This window comes from Parageobacillus galactosidasius, from assembly GCF_002217735.1.
GTDB classification, from domain to species: Bacteria; Bacillota; Bacilli; order Bacillales; family Anoxybacillaceae; genus Parageobacillus_B; species Parageobacillus_B toebii.
In genome coordinates this window covers 195,501-215,821 of the sequence record NZ_NDYL01000002.1, presented here as the reverse complement: position 1 = coordinate 215,821, position 20,321 = coordinate 195,501, and the positions used below count along the sequence as shown (strand labels likewise).

Below are 20,321 nucleotides of genomic sequence, written 5' to 3'. Positions count from 1 at the left end.
GGGCCCCCGTGGGACCCCTGTTCGATTACTAATCTTCTTTTTCTTCTAATTTTTCTTCTAAGCGGCGGATTCGTTGTTCTAATTGTTGCAGTTCGTCTTTCGTCACCAAATCGAATTTATCGATCACTTGTTTGATCTGTTCGCGCACGATGCGCTGCAATTCTGCTTTTCTTTCGTCTGTTTGCTGCTTCCACTGTTCAATAATATCCTTCGATTCTTCAAGCGACAATTCTCCTTTTTTCACCAACTCATCAATTAATTTTTCCACTTGCTCCTTGCTCGCTAACGCCAATCCGAGTCCAAACGCCAGTCCTTTTTTAAGAATGCTCATAAGCTTGCAGCCTCCTTTAAGTTTTTACATCATGATATCACTTTCACAACGTTGTGTCGAGCGCTCCTATTCTCCGTGAAAGCGCCCCTCCCATTGACCAATAAAACATTTCCCCGCTTTTTATAGATTTCCTCCCAAGATGTCTTTTTTGTTAATTTTCCTTTTAGACTGTCTTTTTATGAATCAATATTTGTCTTCTGTTTCAATAAGAAAAACGCACCTATTTATATAAAAAAGCACCGACTTTTTTGCAAAGTCAGTGCCTTCATCAACAAATTCATCATCTCCAAGCTTTCCACTCACCACTGTCCGGGTCGATAGAAACAAGGCGAAGCCAGCCGTTTTTCACTTTTCTGCGGAAATAAGGATCGTCTTCGAACAAACGCTCGATATTTTGCTGTGGTGCTTCGATAATGACGAGCAACCGAAGCGGAGAATGGAATATTTCTTCGTCAGACGCCATGACCGACTGCCACGGAAGCCCGGCGAGCAAATCGCTTGCGTTTCCTTGCATGACGCCGATCCCAGCCGTGACCGTTTGCATCGTTTTGTTTCCGCTTCCGTAATAATGCGGGGCGACAGTCGATGCGTAATATTGCAAATTAATCCATTGCGCCACTGTCACCGGCCCGGTGATGATGTTGGCGAGCGCCTCGCCGGATGGATCTTTGCGCCAGTCATAGCTATGGAGAAATACTCTCCCTTCTAAATTACAATGCTTTGTTAACTCGCGGCGGCCAATGATCAACGCCGCGTTGCCGGCAAGCCCCCATTCCGGACGGATTTCGCTCCAGTCTTCCGCACGGCGATGTGCTTCGGCAAGCGGATCTTTCTTCTTGCCCTCTAAGCCCGGCAGCTTCGACAATCGCTCGTTATTCGCATTGCGGCTTACTTTTTTCAGCTTTCCTTGCAGCATATCAAACGCTTTTTGAGCCGCTTCCGAAAGCGTTGGTACATAAAGCCAGCAAAGTTCATCGACCGTTGTCATATGCTCGGCAGCAACAAAAACAGTGTCTTCTGGAATAACGATTCCTTCCTTTGCAAGGCCTTCCCGCACCTCTTTCAGGTTACATAGCGCGGCAAACACACGAGCATTGAATCCTCCGGCTGCCCCGCCGCACGCACCGCAATCAAGCGAAGAGGCGTAAGGATTGTTCGTTGTTGTGCTTTCATGGCCACAGACAACAACAAGCGGCGCAAATTGACTTGTAAGCCCCATTCCTTTGAATAGTTGATATACGTATCGTACTTTTTCCTCGGTAGAAAAACCTACTGGAAGATCCGTTGTTTCTGTTGTTTCCAAAGAAGATTCCCGATTGAGCGAAAGTTCTGTTGCCGGCTTTTGCGCCCAATTGTCTTGAAACTGGCGAAATACGCGTCCCGCTCCGCTTGGCGCTATACTTCGAGCAAGCGTATGCAAACCGAGCAAAGGTCCACTTACCTCTGGAAGCAACAAACTAGCAAACAAATGCTGCTTCATTTTCTTAAACGTGTGGCTGACCGAAAGCAGCGCGTTCCGCCGCCTGCGATATTCCTTTTCGTTTGCTGCCGATGTAAATTCTTGAACTTCATGCCGCGGCTCTACAATCACCGGGCAAGAAGCGTGTGCATGGCTGCTGTCTAGTTCACGCGTTTTGATGGGAAGACCGAAAAAACCAGCGCACCCGTATGTTTCGAATGGTCCTGCCTGCTCTAAATGACGACGGAAAGGCTCAGAACGAATATCCATACAAAAGATAAGCTGCGCGGCTGCTTGTTTTGGCTCATTTTCTTGGGAATGGGATGTAATCATCTCCTTTAGTTGCGCCTCTTGCGTATCTTCCCATGCCTCGAGCCAAAGCCTGCCGCGAACGATTTTGTCGAAACGATAAGCAAACGATAAACGTGCTTTCTGCTCAGCCTGTGGCAATTGCAGCCACTCTTTTGGCGTCAACCCTCCCCAATGCATCCATGCGGCTAGAAGCGGAAGGAGAAACGTTTCATCGTCATCTTTTTGTTTCGCAAATGGCAAATACGGAGCGATCAATGCCCACTCAAGCGAAAGACGAATTGCTAAATAATCAATAAGCAGCAAATGCGCTTGGCCGGACTGCTGCGAACGCCACAGCAGCATTCCTGCCCAACCAGGCAAGGAAAGAAGATGCGCTTCCAAATAGTCTTTCATCGCGCCATGCGGTATGCCGAGCAACATCAACGCTTGTCGCAATGCTTCTTCGGCATCATGCGGCAAATCTTGCAATCTCTCGCGCTGCTGTTTGCGTAATGATGGATCGTTGATCACAAGCTTCCGCCATGCGTAATAAAATCCTTTTTCTCGATATGGCATTGTCCATGAAGCTTGCGATTCATCTAAAAATAATTTGCACCATTTGATCATTTGATGGTCAAGCATACGCGCCCATTTCTCTTCTCCTTGCTCTTCAAGGAGAAGGCTTAGCGGTCGGATTAGTAAACGTTTGAAGTCGTATCGGAATCGCATGTCTTTCATTTTTGCCGCCAAACTTTTTAATGATGAAGACATTAACAGCTCGTTAGGAATTTCTTCGTGTAAAAGCGCAGCGCGGCAAAAACGTTCCGCTTCCTCACGCGGCATCGTCAGCGGCTGCTCATCAAGCCAGCGCTGAAGCCGCATTTCCAAAAACTTCGGATTCAGTTCCCCTTTCCGTTGAGCCGCGCGAAACATGGACATGCTTGGGTAAAGGTCAATATCTCGCAATAATTTTAAGCGATGCGCAACTTGCTCAAACGAAAAGTGTTCTAGACCCATCCATGGATGACGCGCGACAAACGTGGCAATCGGCCAAAGCGGGGCAATTGCCTTGCTGGCGTTTTTGACAAGCGCGTTTACATTTATATCTGTTGCGACATTTTCTCTCCGTCGCTCATGCACATTAGGACGTTCAAGTGATACGGTTGTCGTATTCATCCCCTAAATCCTCTCCTTCTTCAAATAAGCTGCAAGGTAATGCGGATGGCTTTCCACCGACTCGGAACGCGGTTCGCCAATATGGACGAGCCACATATACAATCGCACAAATGAATCTGATGAACGATGTGTGGAAAACCATATGCCTGCCAATCCACCAGTGATTAAGATAAAGACAGCTGCCATTTCTGTGATGATAGATGTCCTAAATAACGGCACCGACGTATGCAATAGCTTCATGAAGCTAACGTGCACCGCTCCAGATGCTAAGGCTAATCCTGCCAATACGATTAATCCGATCGTTCGTCCATTTTCGAAAACGGCGATCCTCCCCCAGACAAACGCAAGCGACCATCCAAGAATAAGGGCGCTTAACAATTTTGCGTTTTCTTCTGGTGACGTAAGCCAAAACATTACTCCTACGGCAAGACCAGCTGCCGCTCCGGTAAATAGCCATGTTTTAGACAAGTTTCGTGATCGATGGATGGTTTTATTCGGATTCGGCACGACCGAACCAGATTGTAAAAATAATGTCGCTTTAAACAAACCGTGCAACACTAAATGAATGACTGCCGCAACATAAGCGCCTAACGCGCATTGAATGAGCATCAATCCCATTTGCGCCATCGTGGAGGCAACTAATTGCCGTTTATAGTCGACTTGAACAAAACTAATTCCTGTGCCGATGAGCACCGAAATGGAGGCGAGAACCAGCAACAACATTTGCGATATATCACCGCTAAACAATGGAGAAAATCTTGTCAACAAAAGACCGCCCGCATTGATCAAACCAGCATGCATTACCGCTGAAATCGGGGTTGGTGTAACCGCCGACTCTAACAGCCAGCGCTGAAATGGCCATTGTCCGGCTGGAATGATCGCTGCCAATATAAGCAGCACATTCACCCCTGTTTTTTCCCACCATTCGAGATGGCGGATGCTTTCTGAGGACAAGGCAAGCGACAGCTGCCAATGTCCGGTTGCACTCCATAACCACAAACCAGCAGCAAACAAAGCAAGCCAGCTTAGTGAAAATACCATAGCCATACGCACCGCCGCTGTTCGTGCCGGACGCCATTCCCTTTTTAATCGTGTCAGCTGCGCAAGCCCCAATAGCGGCAAGCCCCAAAAGAGAACAAGCAAACGAATATCATTGTTCATCCAAGTCAGCGCCGCGGTACTGACCGTAAAAGTAAGCAGGGAAAAATACTTACGATACGCACGGTCGCCATGCAAATAACGGAGGCAAAAACGCGCTATCATCCAGCCGAGCGTCAAAATAAACAGCGCCATAAACCAGGCGAGAATATCAGAACGCCATAATCCGGCCGCGGCATGATGATCAGCGAAAATCAGCCCCGCTAACGCCGCAGCAATCGGCAACACCATCACTCCCACATGCACCTGCACATAATATAGCGGCATGCGCCGATCTAGAAGCAATAAAGAACTGATGAGAGCCATTCCAACCGTTGCGAATAACAAGATGAACCAAACCAACCGAATCCCCCTCTCTCTTTTCCGCAACAAAAAAACCGGCTATGTCGTCCTCTATCCACCGTGTTTTCCCTTTTCCATCAAAAGGGTACACGAATGGCATCGAGTACACATAGCCGGTTTATCTTCAACGAGCCTATGAAGGCTTTTTGAAGATCTACCAAATGCACGTATTACTGTTCTTCGGTTTACTTTCAACCACTCCGCTCTAAACGGACTGTTTGAAAGTCTACCGAATGCGGAACATTCAGATTTTATTATTATGTTATTTAATCTATACAGAAACGTAAAGTTTGTCAATACCATATTTACTTTATATCACTATTGTCCCATGTTCGGTGAATCTTTTTTACATCAAAACAAAAGCGGAGGCCATCACCGCTAATTCATCGAAAAAGCTCTTCAGCAGCCGTTCGCTGAGCGCACCTGCCGCATAGTGAACGAAAAGAAGTGGAATAGTATCATTGACATTCGATGGAACGCCGCCCGCGAATCGGTAAGAAAACTGGCGGCATTGCAGCCAGAAACGGCTATTACAGGACATGGAGCGCCAGTATCAGGTGAAAAACTGCGGGAAGGATTAGCGAAGTTAGCGCGCGAGTTTGACCAAATCGCCATGCCGGATTATGGAAAATATGTTCAATAACAAATTCGCCTCCTGTAAACAGCGGGAGGCGCCACTTTTACTGGTGATACGCGTAATTGAATAGCACATACGCCGCAACAAGCAATCGTTCCCATTCTTCATAGCCTTCGTTCACCCGAAACGTATAACGCCAGCGCAACAGCCGCGAACGTTTCCCTTCGGCGATCATTTTTCCATCTAACCAGACTTCCGTGCGGGAAACCATTTCCGGTGACTGAAAAAACAGCGTTTTTCCCTGTATCTCTACGATCATGCGCTCACGCAGCTTCAACTTGTTTTTCCATGAATAATCCGTACGCGCCACTGCGACAACCGCTCCATTTTGCACAATATGCCACGTATCATTCACACGAAACAGTTTTTCCCGCTGCTCTATGATTTGTACCGAAGTTCCGTCCGCAAATGCAAAAGACAAATTTAAATACCACTGATTTTGATCGGACAAAATACTATTGACAATGCGCTGCCATGGAAGCGGAAAGAAGCGCCAAAACTCCCCCATCTTTTTCGTTCCCTTAAACAAGCGCTTTTTTCCAGTCCAAAATCGTTCCGCCATATGCGTATGCCAAACATCTTCGTCTTCCGCCCCTTCATAAGAGGCATCACGCCAAGCCTGCCAGCGTTCGATTCCCAAAATCAATAGCACCCCTGCTAGAAATCCCGAGACAATAAGCAGCTGTCCCCATTCAAATTTTCCTAAAACCAAAAAACGCAATGCCATCCCAATCGATGCAACAACGAAAAATAACCACAATCTCCCCAAAATTTCTCTCTCCTCTCCAAATAGCAGTAGACGAAAGAGGAGTGGAAAAAGTTACAATTCTATTAACAAATTGGATTTGCTTCGTATTATCTTATCATGTTTATGTTTACGATAATAGCGTACTATCATCGGAATGACATCACAAAATTCAGGCAATTAACTCCGATTTTTTGCAACACTGTTTGCGCCTCGGTTGCGTTGTAAACATGATGCAACTCAAATTAGTCAAACGCCTCTTTTTCCATACCGAGCCGCTTTCTTATCGTCGGTGTGCATGTTTATTATATTTTTTTAAGTTTAAGATTGCTATTGAATGAAAACATACTTTTCCATGATTCCTTACGAAAAATATCCCGTTGATGATCCCCTTCTGCCATACAGATTAGAGTGAGAGAGGAAAACTTTTCGGAAGGATTCATCTGTCTAGTACATAGAATGCGTTGCCGTTACGAGCGCTACCTGCCCGAGACTAATGCCGCCATCGTTAGACGGAACTCCTTCACCGATCCATACATGCATATCACTTTTTAAAAACAACTCTTTCAAATCAGCTAACAAAAGCGAATTTTGAAATACGCCGCCGGATAACACAACCGTATCGACCCCATAGGTCGCTCCTAAAGAACGAACACTGTTAAATACGCCTTCAGCGACACTTCGATGAAACGCGCGGGCAATAATCGCCACATCTTTGCCATTCAAACGATCTTCCACCATTTCTTTCAAAAGAGGACGGTAATCAAGTTCTTTTCCATCCCACGGAAAAGGATATATCTTCTCTAATGGAGCTGTACGAGCCAAATGCTCAAGCCAAATGGCTGCCTGACCTTCAAACGAGATAACCCCGGTAAATCCTAAAAGGGCAGCGGCCGCATCAAACAATCGGCCGACAGACGTCGTAGGAAAGGTGCGCAATCGTTTTTCTACCATCTTTAGTGCCGTGAAAAAACGTTCGGGAAGCGAGAGCCACTTTCCGACGTTCATGGCCAATTCCAGTTCATCCACAAAGAAACCAGCCAACGCTTGAAGTGGCATGCGTGCCGCCGCATCCCCGCCAGGAAGCATGGCATAACGAAGATGCCCGCACCGTTCTAATCCTTTTGTGGCGCTTCCAACAAACAGTTCGCCACCCCAAATTGCTCCATCGTCCCCAAACCCTGTTCCGTCGAACGCAACTCCGATCACTTGTTTCTCTAAAGCATTTCGTTCCGCCAGCACGGACGCCACGTGGGCGCGGTGGTGCTGGATGCCAAGGTGCTTGTAGGTTTCTAACCTATGGGCAAACGCAGTAGAACGATAATCAGGATGAAGATCATACGCTACAATCGTTTCCTCCAATGGAACATCATACATCGATAAAAGATCATAGACGGTCTGCTCAAACGCCGTATACGCCTCATATCGGTCCAGATCGCCTAAATGCTGGCTCATGATCGCTTTTCCATTGACGACTAACGTGACGGTGTTTTTTAAGTCAGCCCCAACGGCGAGAATAGGCCGATCGCTGGGCAATTGAGCGACGGGAAGCGGGGCATACCCCCTTGCCCGACGAAGTACGGCAGGCCCAAAGGCGCTCACACGGACAACGGAATCGTCGACACGTCGAGCGATGGGCCGCTCACCAATGAGCCAAGCATCAGCGATCCCTTGAAGGCTTTTCAATGCATCTTCGTCTTGATAGACGATGGGCTCACTGGAACGATTGGCGCTCGTCATCACAAGCACATCTGGTGCGCCGAAGTGAAACAATAAATGGTGAAGAGGAGTATACGGAAGCATCACTCCTAAATCGGAGTTATCGGGAGCTACTCCCGGCAGTAATCGGCGCGCTCGAGCCAACACGATAGGACGGGCTGAAGACGTAAGAAGTTCTTCCTCTTCCGCTGATATGTCGATAAGCGTTCTTGCCGTATCGATGTCTTTCACCATTAAAGCAAACGGTTTTTCGCCGCGGCGCTTCCGCCTTCTAAGCTCCCGTACCGCTTCTTCGTTTTTGGCATCGCACGCCAAATGATACCCGCCAAGCCCTTTGATCGCTACGATGCGCCCGGAACGGAGGAGCTCTGCCGTTTTTTCAATCGCTTTTTCATCCCCATGTATTTCCCCCTCCTGCCACCGAACATAATAATGAGGGCCGCATTCAGGACAAGCAGTCGGCTGCGCATGAAACCGGCGATCCATTGGTTCATGATATTCTGCCGAACAAGCCGGACACATAGGCCATGCGCGCATCGTCGTATAAGGACGGTCGTAAGGCAGACGCTCAATGACAGTATAGCGAGGGCCGCAATCTGTGCAATTGATGTACGGATAAAGACGGCGACGGTTACCAGGATCGAACAGTTCGGATAAACATGCCGAACAGACAGCGAGATCCGCAGGAATATGCACCGTCGGCCGATCATGGCGCGTGCTTGTAAAAATTTCAAAACCAGACGCTCCTTGTATAGCCGCATCTTTGATTTCCAAATTGGTTATTTTGGCTGAAACAGGGGGACGAGCCGTAATTTCCTGAATAAATTTTTGAATGACACCTGCATCCCCTTCCACATGAATTTCCACGCCGCTTTCTCCATTACGTACCCATCCGCTGAGTCCCAACCGTTTTGCTATCCGAAAGACAAACGGACGAAAACCAACCCCTTGCACAACACCATAGATGCGAATACGCCGAGCTATTTTCATGATGAATCACCTACTTTGTTTTGAACTACTTCTACTTTCACTTCATTTAGAAGCAGGGGATTCTTGGGTAATCCCTTCTAACGAAGAGAAGTTGACCAAGCTCTACGGACCTTTCCAGACCTAGATGCGAATTCCTTTTACGTTGGATTACGTTGGACTCGACACGCTGACGTGCAGCGCAGGTTTAGCATTTCGGTCAGCACGGCTCATGATAGGACGATTCATCTCCCACTTTCATTGGGCTGCAGTCTGCCCATTAGAATTGGGAGTCTTCTCTCCTTAAGATAAAGCCCCATTTTCCCTTGAGGACGGCAATGCAACAATACACCCGCGACCGGAAATCCCTACTTGAATGACTCGCCCATCTTCTACTAAGACGGGCACGGTGCCTCCTCCCGTCAAAGCGATAAGCCTCTTTAACGCTTCTTTGTCTTCTTCGACATCATACTCTACAAATTCTTTTCCGTCCCATAACAAACTTTCTCGCAATTCCTTTGTATAAGGACATCCTTTCGTACCATAAAGTTCCATCATCTTTGTTCTTCCCCTCCAACATGAGATGAATAGAGCGATTCTTTAACAGATACGTGGCAACGGGTCGCCGATAAGCATATCAATCATTCTCGTACCTCCATACCGAGAGCGCGCTAAAACCGCTTTTTTTGGTTCTGCTTGTATTTCACCAATGCGTTGCGCGTTCTCTCCGCCTGGCATGCTTCTAAGCGTTTTTAACGCGATATCGGCGTATTCTGGTGAAACGATAGCGAGAAACTGCCCTTCATTGGCAATGTGAAGTGGATCCAATCCTAAAATTTCACAAGCACCGCGTACTGCCGGGCGTACTGGAATCGACTCTTCATCGAGCATAACAGCAACTTGAGCGTCTCTTGCCAATTCATTTAACGCTGTCGCCACGCCGCCTCGGGTTGGGTCGCGCAGCCATCGCAACCCCGGAGCCGCAACCTCAATAAGGGATTCTACGAATGGCCAGAGCGGGCGAGTATCGGAAGTAAGATCGGCCTCCAAATCCAATTCCCCTCTAGCCAAGAGAACGGTGATCCCATGGTCTCCAATCGGACCAGACAGAATGACTTGATCACCCGGTTGAACGTTTTTGGACGAAAGGGAAACGCGCGGATCGGTGAGGCCGATACCGGCAGTCGTGATGAACAGACCGTCCGCTTTTCCGTGCTCCACTACTTTCGTATCGCCCCCGACCACAGGCACTCCAGCGCGTTGTGCCGCCTTAGCTATAGCTGCCACTTCCCGCTCCAACTCCGATGTCGCCAACCCCGCTTCTAAAATAAGTGTAATTACTAAAGCCAATGGTTTGGCTCCCCCCATCGCCAAATCGTTTATCGTTCCATTGACGGCAAGTTCGCCGATAGACCCTCCTGGAAAGACGCGTGGATTGACAACAAAGCTATCTGCTGTAAACGCCAATCGGCGCCCATCTGCGTCAATATACGCCACGTCATTTAATTCTGTCGGCTTGTCCCCCATCATATAAGGAACTAATAGCCCTTCGATCAGTCTCCGGCTGGCTTTCCCACCAGCGCCATGAGCCAATTCAATGTAAGAATCAGTGAAATGAACTTTGACAGTCTTCATGTTCGTCCTTCCTTTCTTCTTGATGCAACAATTTATTTAAGCAGTTCAGGCAAAATCGTCCAGATCATATAACTACCAAAAAATAAACTGACCAAACCTGTCATCGTCCGAATGCCAGAGCGTATCATTCTGCGCTTTGATGCCATCGCAAGAGCCGGCGCAGCAATGAATAAGGTCATCGCAAACATCCCAAGTGCTGTTCCCAAACCGAAAATCAAAAGCCAAAAGATTGCCATTTCTAAGCTTGGCGAAGCTTGCATGGCGAGCACAGCGACAGCACCGCTTCCCGCAAGACCATGCACAAGGCCGAAACCGAAAGTAATCCATTGCCGGCGCTCGAGTTTTACCGTCGGGTGATGATGTCCAGGACGATGAAAATGCGCGTGGATCGTTTCATCATGCGAATGAACGTCATAATGGACACGCTCTTTGATCACTTTCCAAAGCGTAGTTACACCGAGCAAAATAAGAAGAATCCCTACCCCCGTGTCAACAAGACCCTCAAAAAATGGAGGGATTTCTAAATGTAAGATTAATAGCGGAAGCCCAACAAGTGCGATCGGAATTAAGTGGCCTATCCCCCAAATAAAACCAAGCTTGGCGGCAGGCCAAAGTCTCCGTTCTTCGGAGACGAGAGTCGAAACAGCTACGACATGATCGGGGTCTAATGAATGACGAACCCCAAGAAAAAGAGCAACCCCAAGCAGAACAAGCCAATCCATAAAAATATCTCCTTCCCTTTATTTACCGACTGCATCTTGCAAATGAACGTAATGGTAATAGGCAGCACATGCTCCTTCCGATGACACCATAAGAGCACCCACAGGATGTTCCGGTGTGCATTCTTTGCCAAACAGTTTGCATTGATGTGGTTTTAACACACCTTTTAATACCTCGCCACATTGCGCCATTTGCGGATCGTTCACGCAAGCTCCCTCGACTTGAAAGCGAACTTCCGCATCCCACTTGGTGAATTCAGGACGCAATTTTAGCGCAGACAGAGGAATAGTCCCAAGTCCCCTCCATTCGAAAAGAGGACGAACTTCAAAAACTTCATTCATTACATTAAGAGCAGAAATGTTTCCTTCGGACGGAACAACACGACTGTATTGATTTTCCACTTCAAATCGGCCTTCACGCATTTGTTTCACAAGCATGAGGATCGATTGCAATAAATCTAGCGGTTCAAAACCGGAGATGACTATAGGTTTTCGGTATTTTTTCGTGATAACTTCATAAGCACGGGCGCCAATTACCGATGAAACATGGCCAGGTCCAATAAATCCGTCAATGCGCATATTCGGAGAATCCAAAATCGCCTGAATCGCCGGTATAATCAGAACATGATTGGAAAATACAGAAAAATTGGATACATCCAGTTCCCGAGCGCGCATCAGCGTCAATGCCGTTGACGGAGCGGTCGTTTCAAAACCAATCGCAAACAGTACAACTTGCCGATCAGGATGATCCATCGCTATTTTTAAAGCATCTAAAGGAGAGTAAACCATACGAATATCGGCCCCTCTAGCTTTTAGTTCGAGAGGCGTTTCATGCTTCCCGGGAACGCGCATCACATCACCAAAAGCAGTAAAAATCACGTTCGGCTGCTTGGCGATAGACAGTCCATCGTCCATACGTCCCATTGGAAGAACACAGACAGGGCATCCCGGTCCATGGACAAGTTCAATATTTTCCGGCAGCAGATTTTGCAATCCAAATCGAAAAATAGAAAAGGTATGTCCTCCGCAAACTTCCATAAAACGATAATGATAATTTGGATCGACGAGACGGTGGATTTCTTCTGATATCTTGCGGATTAATTCCGGGTCGCGAAACTCGTCAACATATTTCATCATCGGCATAAAATGGCACCTCCCATATTTGGTATCGCCTTACACGGAACGAATCATCATCGACAAGCAATCTATCCTTTTCTGTATCAAGCCTCCAACACTTGTCTATTCTGAGATGTTCAAATTTTTTCTTCATCAAATTGATAACCTTTTACTTCCTCTATCGCTTCGTCCGATTCATCTAACATGCTAAGCAATCTCAATTGTTCGGCCGCCTGCTCTTCACTAATTTTGCTCATGGCAAAACCGACGTGAATGAGCACCCAGTCTCCAAGAAGGAGGCGCTCATTTTTCAATAAGTCAATGTTAATTTTGCGACGCACACCGCAAACATCCACCACGGCATAATGATGATCATCATCGAACATCTCTACAATTTGCCCTGGAATAGCCAAACACATGGATGCGTCCCTCCCATTTTGTGATAAATCCGAAATTTCAGACACCAAATTTTGATCAAAGCAAGAATTCTTTCAAAAACACCGAAAATCTTTCTTGCAACTTAATAGATTATCAGGTTCCTCAAACTAGAAGATTCCTTTGCTTACAAGAATTCAAGACGCCAAATGATGACACGGTTATTTCCCGAATCAGCGATGGCCAGCCGATTTTGATGACACCAAATTCCGTACGGCCAGCATAGTGAATCCCTCGTCACGGCTTGCCAGCGATTTTCACCCATCCCCTCGAAATCCGCCTGACCAATAACGTACGAAGCAGGATGATAAGCGCCTTTTCGCGGCAGCTCAGTAAAAAGAAGGATGCGGCTGTTCGCTGTATCTGCCACCGCAAGCAAATTGCCGCATAATGCGATGCCGTAAGGGAACCGGAATCGCCGCGGGCCTTGCGGGACATGGGGAAGTTCAAACGACTGAGTAAAATCTTGTTGACCAAGAACTAAATCAGCTGGCCTATCTATCTCTGGAGGCGGTGTATAACCGAGGACGCGGTGATTGCCCGCATCCGCAACGTATAACGTATTCCCATCGCCCGCAAGAGCGTGAGGCCAGCGATACGTATCCATTCCTACGCCTTTTCCCCGATTTTCGCTGTTTACATAACCATTAGGTTGTCCAAGAATCAAATCGGGAACACGGCCATCGTCCGGTAAACCTCTCCATCCTAAAACTCTGCGATTTCCCGTATCAGCTACGTAAAACCATCCATTAATGTAAGCAAATCCATATGGCCAATAAAATCCTGTCGGACTGACTTTCCCTCCCCGATTAGGGGATGTTCCCGACAAATCGGCCTGTCCTAAGACATAATCGGGAGGCTGGTTATTTATTTTCGGCAATGTTTCCCAAATGAGTAGACGATGGTGCCACGCATCTGCGACAAATAGCTTTCCTTCAATGACGGCAACGCCAGTTGGGAGATGAAAGAGTTTTGGCCCCTCTGTTTCAAAATCAGGATGACCTAAAACGATGTCAGCCGGGGCATGATCGTTTTTCGGCCAGTCATACCAAATGAGTACTCGATGGTTGCCACTGTCTGCCACCACCACAACATCATCGTCTACATACACTCCCCGCGGTGCATAAAGATGAATCCGGTTTGGTTGAGCTGGTGGCAACGCAAGACCGCCGGGGGCCGGTCCCCCCAGCCACCGTTCGGGATAAGCGGTCAACCTAATCGTATCCATATTCTCTGATCCTCCACCCGCACTGGAAATGGTTCTAGTTGCACGTGAGGCGCCGTAATGCATTCCCCGGTTGATAAATCAAAACGAAAGCCATGCCACGGACAAGCAATAATGGAGCCATCAACAAGCCCCCCGTCAAGAGGCATCCCCATATGAGGACACTGGTTGCGAAATGCCATCACTTTCCCATCCATGCGCACTAGCAAAACTTCGTGCTCCTTATGCGAAAAGCGAACAGGACGGCCTTCTTCCAGTTCCGAAACGGATGGTCCTTGCACCCATCCATTTTGTTCTAAATGGCCGGTATCATCCATGACATGAAACGGCAAGTAGCCGGAAGCCACTTCATCTTCAGCCATGACAACATTTTCAATTTCTGGGATACGGGCTTTAATCGCTTCCTCAACCCCATTTTTCAGCGTCACAGCGGACAGGGAACAACCGGAACAAGCTCCTTGGAGGCGGACATAAACTGTCTTCTCTTCAACTTTAACCAGCTCCACATCACCGCCGTGAGAACGCATATAAGGACGTACTTCTTCAAGAACGGCAGCCACACGGGTGAACAAATCTTGTTTAATGATTCCGTGCATCAAAAACATCGCATAAATAGAAGGGTCTTCTACTGCCTTCAGCAGCAATTCTTTTCCTGCATCGGTCTCCCGAAACATGCGGACAAGCTTTCTAAGTGCGTGTTCGTGAAACGCTTCGATGGCTTTTTTCAATTCCATCGCCTTCATCCGAGCGTCTTCTGGCAATCCCTTAATCGAGGCCAACACCCGGTCCACCCGTTCGGCCAAAGCTTGAAAGTCCTCTTCTTGCTGAACTTTCATAATCAATCACCTCCAAAAGCCAATGCTTGTTCAAGTGCTTCTTCGGTTTTCCGATGCAATAAAGCAGCAAATGTTTTTTTGGCCATCTCCTGCAACATTTCTCCAATAGTAACACCTTCAACAATGTTAGAAAAATCGTTTATACGCTGATTGGCTAAAGCCTGCAAAATCAAGCAGGAACCTGCAGGATTATCAAGGAGAGCATCCCGAAAGAAGGCATCCACAAATTCATTCAGCCATATTCCCTCTCCATGGGGATTTGTACGAAGCCGTTCTAACGCTTTTTGTACCCCTTCATTGCGCTGGATAATACGTTCACTAAAACGGTCAACCGCCATAGCCAACAATAGATTGAAGTACTGTTGTTCATGGGGATTCATGCTACACTTCCTCTCTTCTATCCATTGCACTTTTTCTGATTTCTGCTTCAAGTTTGCTCATTGGAACTGCTTCCTTCCGCTTACAAGCAATTTCCGCTAAAATATCTTCGATGGCATTCGCTGCCTCATGTTCTCCATATGTACGAAACAATCGACTCGCCTCTTCCAATCGAGGTACCGCTCGAGAAAACGCACCTAGATGAGCCAAAGCATTCCCTTGATTGGCTAAGACGCGGGCACATCCTATCGGATCGTCTTTAAGCCGTCGCACTTCAAGCACCTCTTCATAAAGAGCCACTGCTTCCCAAAGATTTTCTTCTAGGTGAGATGTTTTCACATGTTGTAACGCATTGGCTAGATTAACCGTGGCGCTTGCCCAAAGTTCCGGATGTGTATCTTTTTTAAAAATGCGCAAAGTCTCTCTCAATGACTGAATCGCTGTCGCAGTGCGCAAATAGGCACTACGGTCTAAAGACGGCATGGCCAAATACACTAACGCAAGATTCATATGAATCGTAGCATACTCTTCTGGATAAGTATCTTTTCGATATACTTTCAGCGCTTCATGATAACATCTGACTGCTTCTAGAAGAGAGCTTTTCCGTCCTTCGGCGCCAGTTTGATACACTGAGCCTAATTGAAACCACAGTTCAGCCTTAGATTCCTGAAAGGACGACGTTTCTAAAAGAGCAAGGGCTTTGCGGTATCCTTCGATCGTTTCCTTTCCGTGATCACCAAGCATTTGTTTTGTCGCCGCCCATTCAGCATGAAGCCGAGCGGAAAAAACAGGAGACACGTCCTCTACTGTAGCGGCGGCTTCTAAAAGAAGGGAAAGCCCTGTCGGCCAATCTTTCCGTTGAAACGCATCGTACGCTTGAATTGCCAACAAAAATGCCCGTATTTCTCCTGTAGTATCACCAAGCGGCGGAGGAGTTTCACACAATTTAAGGCGCCACGCCACTGCATCCAAAAGAAGGGAGAAATCCCCTGAGAGCACTTCTTTGGCCAAAGTATACGTATGTGTTTGCGGATCCAAAATAAAACGGTTGTAAGCAGCTTCCGGTCCTTCCGGCAATAATGTTAAAACTTCATCTTCGCTTTTTCCCTCAATCGCCGCAGCAAAAAAGAGCCAGCTCTCCGGCCAACTATCCGGAAGATGTCCACGGAGAAGAAGGGGTATGAATTGATCTGCTTCTGGAACAGGTGGCAAAAGAAAAAAACCTGCCGCTCCAGGAAAAACACCGATTGGCTGTGGCTGCAGCACTGTTATTCCTCCTTTATAAAACTAAATGTGGAAACGAAAAAACGATAATTACTTCTCCGTCATCGTATCGGAACGAAAAAGCGGTATGCGAAGTGCTCCATATTGATCATCCCATACAGCATCGCGAATTCCTGGCGGCACACCTTCAGGCAAAATTTCTTGGACAAACATGCTTCGATCTCCACGAGAATTGCGTAGTTTTAACAGTAATCCTCCCGCTCCCAAATGACTTACCGGCATCACCCACAGCTCTTCACCACGTACTAAAGCGATGGCGTTTCCCGTAGGGAACCGCACCGCTTCTTCAGCGGGAATATGCAGATAGCCCGTTGACGTCAGTTCAAGCTTCACTTTTCGTTCCTCCTAAGCGTTGAAGTAACTCCTCCGCCAAACGATCTAAGGCTGCTTCCACTGTTGAAGACAATCCAAATCCGTACGATAAGTTTTCGGCTTCGATCAGGAAAACGGTCACTTTTTTCGGAAAGCGGCTTTTTAGAAGCCAACGACCTAAGGCAATTGCATGATCCCAGCGAAAATCATGAAGGTTGAGATCTTTTAAAGGAGGAGTTTCCACCTCTTCACCCGGAATTTCAAAAATCGTGCCCGGTTCAGCTCCTGACTTACAGGCATCTACAAGAATCAGTTCATCTGCATCCCCGATTTGAAAAGCTACATCCATGCCAGCTGTTCCACCATCAGCCAAACGGACTCCCGGGGGAACACCTTGTTCCCACAATTTGCGGATCAGCATAGGTCCCGCGCCATCATCACTTCGGAGCAAATTGCCACATCCAATAATAACGGTCATACAAATTCCTCCTTCTGCAAACATGCCACTTCAAGGAGCCACCATTCCCATTATCGTTCCCTTTTTCGATGTTTTACTAGACTATTAGGATTATAGTTGCATGTGAAACGTCCGCTGATAATTGCTGGCATGGCAGAAAAACGTTTCATCATAAACACCACATATCGAAATATCAACACATATTAATCACTTTATATTTGGCCAACTCTTTATGCGACTTAGCGTCATAAGCATGAACGGTGCAAACAAGGCACGAATCATAGCTTTGGGCTATGTGAGCCAATTCGACCGGATCTTCAGGATTTTTAATAGGTACACCGATCATCGCTGTTTCAATAGGTCCGCGCTGGCCGTGACGATCTCGCGGTCCAATGTTCCATGCTGTCGGGGTAACAACTTGATAGTTTTCAATCTTTCCATCTTTAATTTGAATCCAGTCAGCCAAAGCGCCGCGAGCCGCTTCCGTAGCTCCAAACCCGCGTCCTTCAGGCAATTCTTTCGGCTTGATATAAAACTTCTCGTTTAAATCGATTTGCTTCAACCATTCCTTCATGCGCAAATAATATTTCGCAGCTTCATGCAGACGTGCCAACACGCGCACCATCGCACTTGGCCCGATTTCTTTAATAATATTCAAAAAGAGAGGATCATAATCTTGCCACTCTTGTGCACCAGAGCGGCCAGCGATTACTTGGCGAGCCAACGGGCCTACCTCCAGCGGTGTCTCTCCAATGCCCGGAATATCATACCGTGGTGCTTTGGCAAACGTATACTTTCCTTCTTTTTGACCTTCGACCGGATCCAGTGGATCGGTTACCCCCTCAAATGGATGGTAAGAACCGCTGCCACGATAGAAAGAATAAGTGTGGTCTTCCCGTATCCGTGCTTGGTCAAAATCATGGAACTTTTCTCCATCAAATATTCCGGAACGGGAAATCAACGCAACATTGCGTCCTTCAATCGTCGGATATCGGTATTGCTGTGGGTTGAAAAAGTTTCCAGCAGCTAAATAGCGTCCCGGGCCCGCTCCGTATTTGTCCAAGCCGATTTCCATGCTGTAGCGAATGAATAAGCCAAGATCAGAATTACGGTGTTCCGGCTTCTCATCGAGCCATGCAAGAACATCTGCCCAAGTTTTGTTTTCCAACCAGCGTTCGACGGAACAGCCAAGAAGAATTTTCTCCAACCAGTTTTCCCGATAATATTCCAAAATCGAGATAGAACGGGTAATATCGGACAGTGTCGGCGCGCTAACAACTCCTCCAGGAACCATGAAGCTAGAGTGTGGCCATTGACCGCCAAAGATCGCGTAAATTTCCACTGGTTTAGCCGAAATAACGACACCAATCTCATAATGCTCTCCCTCAAAAGGAGCCCAACGACGAACCACTTCATCGTACAACTTGGAAGAAGCGTAATTTCGATGCGTTAAGCCAATCGCAAACAAAGCATAAAACCAACGAGGAATGCTTTGAATCGTTTCCGCCGCTTGAGCAATATTGCGGATGAGCGTCGCATTCGGTGGCACTTCGGTACCCCAGGCCGTATCTAGCGCATAAACTGCCTTAGTGAGATGGCTGCCGCCGCAAATGCCGCAAATCCGAGGGGTAACAATCAAACCAGCCTGCGGATCTTTTCCTTTTAAAATCATCTCAAAACCGCGGAACATGGTAGCTTCCGTCCAAGCGTCAACAACCACTCCATCTTCAACGACTACTTTTACATCCAAATCACCTTCAACACGCCCTAGAGAATGTACTTTAATTTCCTTTTTGTTTGTTTTTACAAACGTCCCCTGTTTTTTCATGCTCTTTAGCACCCCACTTCTAAAATGGTTTCCCATAAATAGAGACAGCTGAACCTCTGCACAAGAAAAATCGGCAGATTCTGACGTACTAAAAAGTTTTTCCTACGCCTGCATTGTTCCATTAAGTATCATGGCCTAACACCTTACTGATGCTTATCATCCTATCGCTCGGTTCAAAACCGTTTTCCACTTCATCCCAATGACACAAGTCACGGACTTTTGTGACTATATATTTTGTAAAGGTACGTTGTCCTTTAACTTTTTGTATTACGGTACAAACATATCTTCTTTTGCCCACTTCGGCGCCACCGCCCGCGCCAGTGCTGCATTCACAGAATAACTTAGCGGATCGCTTCCTTGTGGTACTTCTTTTGGAATCGAGCCGAGAACTTTCTGCGTCTTAAACACCGTTCCTGGTGCTAAGTCAAAAAACGGGAACTGAGGCTCCGTACAGCCAATGCAAGGCATTCCTGCCCGAGTTTTGGACGATTGACGATTCCATAGAATGCGGTTGCATGGCGAATGAGTCATTGGACCTCGACAGCCTTGCTCATAAAAGAGACAGCCTTTTCGCGTACCTTGTCCGAACTCTTCGACTGGTTCTTTCCACTCGAAATATTGCACACGCGTACAGCCCGTTTGGGTAAACGTTTTAAAGAACGTTTGTGGACGTTGAAGATCGTCTAAAGCAACGTCTTCTGCACGTCCAGTAGCAATAGCAACAAGAATTTGTGTCACCCAGTCAGGATGAGCCGGACAGCCAGGAATATTAATGACCGGCAATCCTGCTTTCGAACGGAACTGTGTTCCGAGGAATCCCCCACGTTCTTCTTTCATGTATTGAAGACCAATCGACTCAGACGGATTCGGCTTTGTCGCCGGAATTCCTCCCCAACATGCGCAGTCGCCGATCGCAACAACATATTGCGCCTTATGAGCGAATTCCCAAATCCAGTCTTTTTTCGGACGATCCATGAGCATATCATAGCGCCCAGTTCCGTTCGGTCCTTGAACAATTGTCCCTTCTACTACTAAAATATCCAATGGGATTTCATCATTGAGAATTTGCTCATAAAGATGGCGAACTTGTTCGCCGAATTCCATCGATATAGAATGATGATAGAGGATATTAATGCCGAAATCGGTCACCAAATCAATCACCGTCGGCTCTTCCGCATTTAAAAACGATTGAGTGTTTCCATTGCACGCACCGCCGTGCATCCAAAGGAGATTTACCACTTTCCCCACCTCCATAAAAATATAAGTTTTAAA

18 protein-coding genes and 1 pseudogene are annotated in these 20,321 nt (G+C 47.1%); 1 reads left to right on the top strand and 18 read right to left on the bottom strand.

Going from position 1 to position 20,321, the window contains the following annotated elements; genetic code table 11:
* Positions 1-28 precede the first annotated feature (28 nt).
* The 3 genes from B9L23_RS10385 to B9L23_RS10375 form a co-directional block, all read right to left on the bottom strand.
* Positions 29-331, bottom strand: coding sequence for a phasin family protein (locus B9L23_RS10385; RefSeq protein ID WP_015863859.1), 303 nt, complete (start codon positions 329-331; stop codon positions 29-31).
* A gap of 280 nt (positions 332-611) precedes the next feature.
* Positions 612-3,257: a DUF2309 domain-containing protein gene (locus B9L23_RS10380; protein WP_089097607.1), complete on the bottom strand. Its 2,646-nt coding sequence runs from the start codon at positions 3,255-3,257 to the stop codon at positions 612-614.
* A 3-nt stretch (positions 3,258-3,260) separates the two neighbouring features.
* A complete protein-coding gene (locus B9L23_RS10375) occupies positions 3,261-4,721 on the bottom strand; it encodes an NADH dehydrogenase subunit 5 (RefSeq protein WP_245842474.1) in 1,461 nt (486 codons plus the stop codon).
* A 502-nt stretch (positions 4,722-5,223) separates the two neighbouring features.
* Here B9L23_RS10375 and B9L23_RS10370 point away from each other — a divergent pair.
* Positions 5,224-5,400: pseudogene (locus B9L23_RS10370) on the top strand (MBL fold metallo-hydrolase); the annotation flags it as partial.
* Positions 5,401-5,437: 37 nt separating this feature from the next.
* On the opposite strand, the gene B9L23_RS10365 reads toward B9L23_RS10370, so the two are convergent.
* The 15 genes from B9L23_RS10365 to B9L23_RS10295 form a co-directional block, all read right to left on the bottom strand.
* A complete protein-coding gene (locus B9L23_RS10365; protein ID WP_089097605.1) occupies positions 5,438-6,163 on the bottom strand; it encodes a tubby C-terminal domain-like protein in 726 nt (241 codons plus the stop codon).
* Between the two features lie 423 nt (positions 6,164-6,586).
* Positions 6,587-8,848, bottom strand: coding sequence for a carbamoyltransferase HypF (gene hypF / locus B9L23_RS10360; protein WP_089097604.1), 2,262 nt, complete (start codon positions 8,846-8,848; stop codon positions 6,587-6,589).
* Positions 8,849-9,127: 279 nt separating this feature from the next.
* Positions 9,128-9,382 (bottom strand): Uxx-star family glutaredoxin-like (seleno)protein, encoded by a 255-nt coding sequence (locus tag B9L23_RS10355; protein ID WP_089097603.1) that lies wholly within the window; start codon positions 9,380-9,382, stop codon positions 9,128-9,130.
* 42 nt (positions 9,383-9,424) lie between these two features.
* The gene (hypE, locus tag B9L23_RS10350) at positions 9,425-10,459 is read right to left on the bottom strand and encodes a hydrogenase expression/formation protein HypE (RefSeq protein ID WP_089097602.1); all 1,035 of its coding nucleotides are present in this window, start codon (positions 10,457-10,459) and stop codon (positions 9,425-9,427) included.
* Between the two features lie 32 nt (positions 10,460-10,491).
* Positions 10,492-11,181, bottom strand: a complete 690-nt coding sequence (locus tag B9L23_RS10345) for a HoxN/HupN/NixA family nickel/cobalt transporter (protein WP_089097601.1) — start codon at positions 11,179-11,181, stop codon at positions 10,492-10,494.
* Between the two features lie 18 nt (positions 11,182-11,199).
* Positions 11,200-12,321 (bottom strand): hydrogenase formation protein HypD, encoded by a 1,122-nt coding sequence (hypD, locus tag B9L23_RS10340; RefSeq protein ID WP_245842384.1) that lies wholly within the window; start codon positions 12,319-12,321, stop codon positions 11,200-11,202.
* 110 nt (positions 12,322-12,431) lie between these two features.
* Complete coding sequence (locus tag B9L23_RS10335; RefSeq protein ID WP_089097600.1) at positions 12,432-12,713, bottom strand: HypC/HybG/HupF family hydrogenase formation chaperone; 282 nt, start codon at positions 12,711-12,713, stop codon at positions 12,432-12,434.
* 143 nt (positions 12,714-12,856) lie between these two features.
* On the bottom strand, positions 12,857-13,957 hold the full coding sequence (locus B9L23_RS10330; RefSeq protein ID WP_089097599.1) for an NHL repeat-containing protein: 1,101 nt from the start codon (positions 13,955-13,957) through the stop codon (positions 12,857-12,859).
* The gene (locus tag B9L23_RS10325; RefSeq protein ID WP_089097598.1) at positions 13,939-14,790 is read right to left on the bottom strand and encodes a NifU family protein; all 852 of its coding nucleotides are present in this window, start codon (positions 14,788-14,790) and stop codon (positions 13,939-13,941) included. Before B9L23_RS10325 ends, B9L23_RS10330 begins: the two co-directional genes overlap by 19 nt.
* A gap of 2 nt (positions 14,791-14,792) precedes the next feature.
* On the bottom strand, positions 14,793-15,170 hold the full coding sequence (locus tag B9L23_RS10320; RefSeq protein WP_089097597.1) for a hypothetical protein: 378 nt from the start codon (positions 15,168-15,170) through the stop codon (positions 14,793-14,795).
* A 1-nt stretch (position 15,171) separates the two neighbouring features.
* A complete protein-coding gene (locus B9L23_RS10315; protein ID WP_245842381.1) occupies positions 15,172-16,434 on the bottom strand; it encodes a tetratricopeptide repeat protein in 1,263 nt (420 codons plus the stop codon).
* 48 nt (positions 16,435-16,482) lie between these two features.
* Positions 16,483-16,785 carry a hydrogenase maturation protease gene (locus B9L23_RS20745; RefSeq protein WP_089097596.1) on the bottom strand — a complete coding sequence of 101 codons (303 nt, stop codon included), beginning with the start codon at positions 16,783-16,785 and terminating at the stop codon, positions 16,483-16,485.
* A complete protein-coding gene (locus B9L23_RS20740; protein ID WP_089097595.1) occupies positions 16,775-17,242 on the bottom strand; it encodes a hydrogenase maturation protease in 468 nt (155 codons plus the stop codon). The genes B9L23_RS20745 and B9L23_RS20740 overlap by 11 nt, the downstream gene beginning before the upstream one ends.
* Before the next feature lie 172 nt (positions 17,243-17,414).
* Positions 17,415-19,049, bottom strand: a complete 1,635-nt coding sequence (locus B9L23_RS10300; protein ID WP_089097594.1) for a nickel-dependent hydrogenase large subunit — start codon at positions 19,047-19,049, stop codon at positions 17,415-17,417.
* 267 nt (positions 19,050-19,316) lie between these two features.
* A complete protein-coding gene (locus B9L23_RS10295) occupies positions 19,317-20,288 on the bottom strand; it encodes an NADH-quinone oxidoreductase subunit B family protein (RefSeq protein WP_089097593.1) in 972 nt (323 codons plus the stop codon).
* Positions 20,289-20,321 lie beyond the last annotated feature (33 nt).

Coding starts and splice junctions, on each gene's coding strand:
- B9L23_RS10385 (WP_015863859.1), bottom strand. CDS start 331: ATGAGCATTCTTAAAAAAGGACTGGCGTTTGGACTCGGATTGGCGTTA.
- B9L23_RS10380 (WP_089097607.1), bottom strand. CDS start 3,257: ATGAATACGACAACCGTATCACTTGAACGTCCTAATGTGCATGAGCGA.
- B9L23_RS10375 (WP_245842474.1), bottom strand. CDS start 4,721: ATGGCTCTCATCAGTTCTTTATTGCTTCTAGATCGGCGCATGCCGCTA.
- hypF (WP_089097604.1), bottom strand. CDS start 8,848: ATGAAAATAGCTCGGCGTATTCGCATCTATGGTGTTGTGCAAGGGGTT.
- B9L23_RS10355 (WP_089097603.1), bottom strand. CDS start 9,382: ATGATGGAACTTTATGGTACGAAAGGATGTCCTTATACAAAGGAATTG.
- hypE (WP_089097602.1), bottom strand. CDS start 10,459: ATGAAGACTGTCAAAGTTCATTTCACTGATTCTTACATTGAATTGGCT.
- B9L23_RS10345 (WP_089097601.1), bottom strand. CDS start 11,181: ATGGATTGGCTTGTTCTGCTTGGGGTTGCTCTTTTTCTTGGGGTTCGT.
- hypD (WP_245842384.1), bottom strand. CDS start 12,321: ATGCCGATGATGAAATATGTTGACGAGTTTCGCGACCCGGAATTAATC.
- B9L23_RS10335 (WP_089097600.1), bottom strand. CDS start 12,713: ATGTGTTTGGCTATTCCAGGGCAAATTGTAGAGATGTTCGATGATGAT.
- B9L23_RS10330 (WP_089097599.1), bottom strand. CDS start 13,957: ATGGATACGATTAGGTTGACCGCTTATCCCGAACGGTGGCTGGGGGGA.
- B9L23_RS10325 (WP_089097598.1), bottom strand. CDS start 14,790: ATGAAAGTTCAGCAAGAAGAGGACTTTCAAGCTTTGGCCGAACGGGTG.
- B9L23_RS10320 (WP_089097597.1), bottom strand. CDS start 15,170: ATGAATCCCCATGAACAACAGTACTTCAATCTATTGTTGGCTATGGCG.
- B9L23_RS20740 (WP_089097595.1), bottom strand. CDS start 17,242: ATGACCGTTATTATTGGATGTGGCAATTTGCTCCGAAGTGATGATGGC.
- B9L23_RS10300 (WP_089097594.1), bottom strand. CDS start 19,049: ATGAAAAAACAGGGGACGTTTGTAAAAACAAACAAAAAGGAAATTAAA.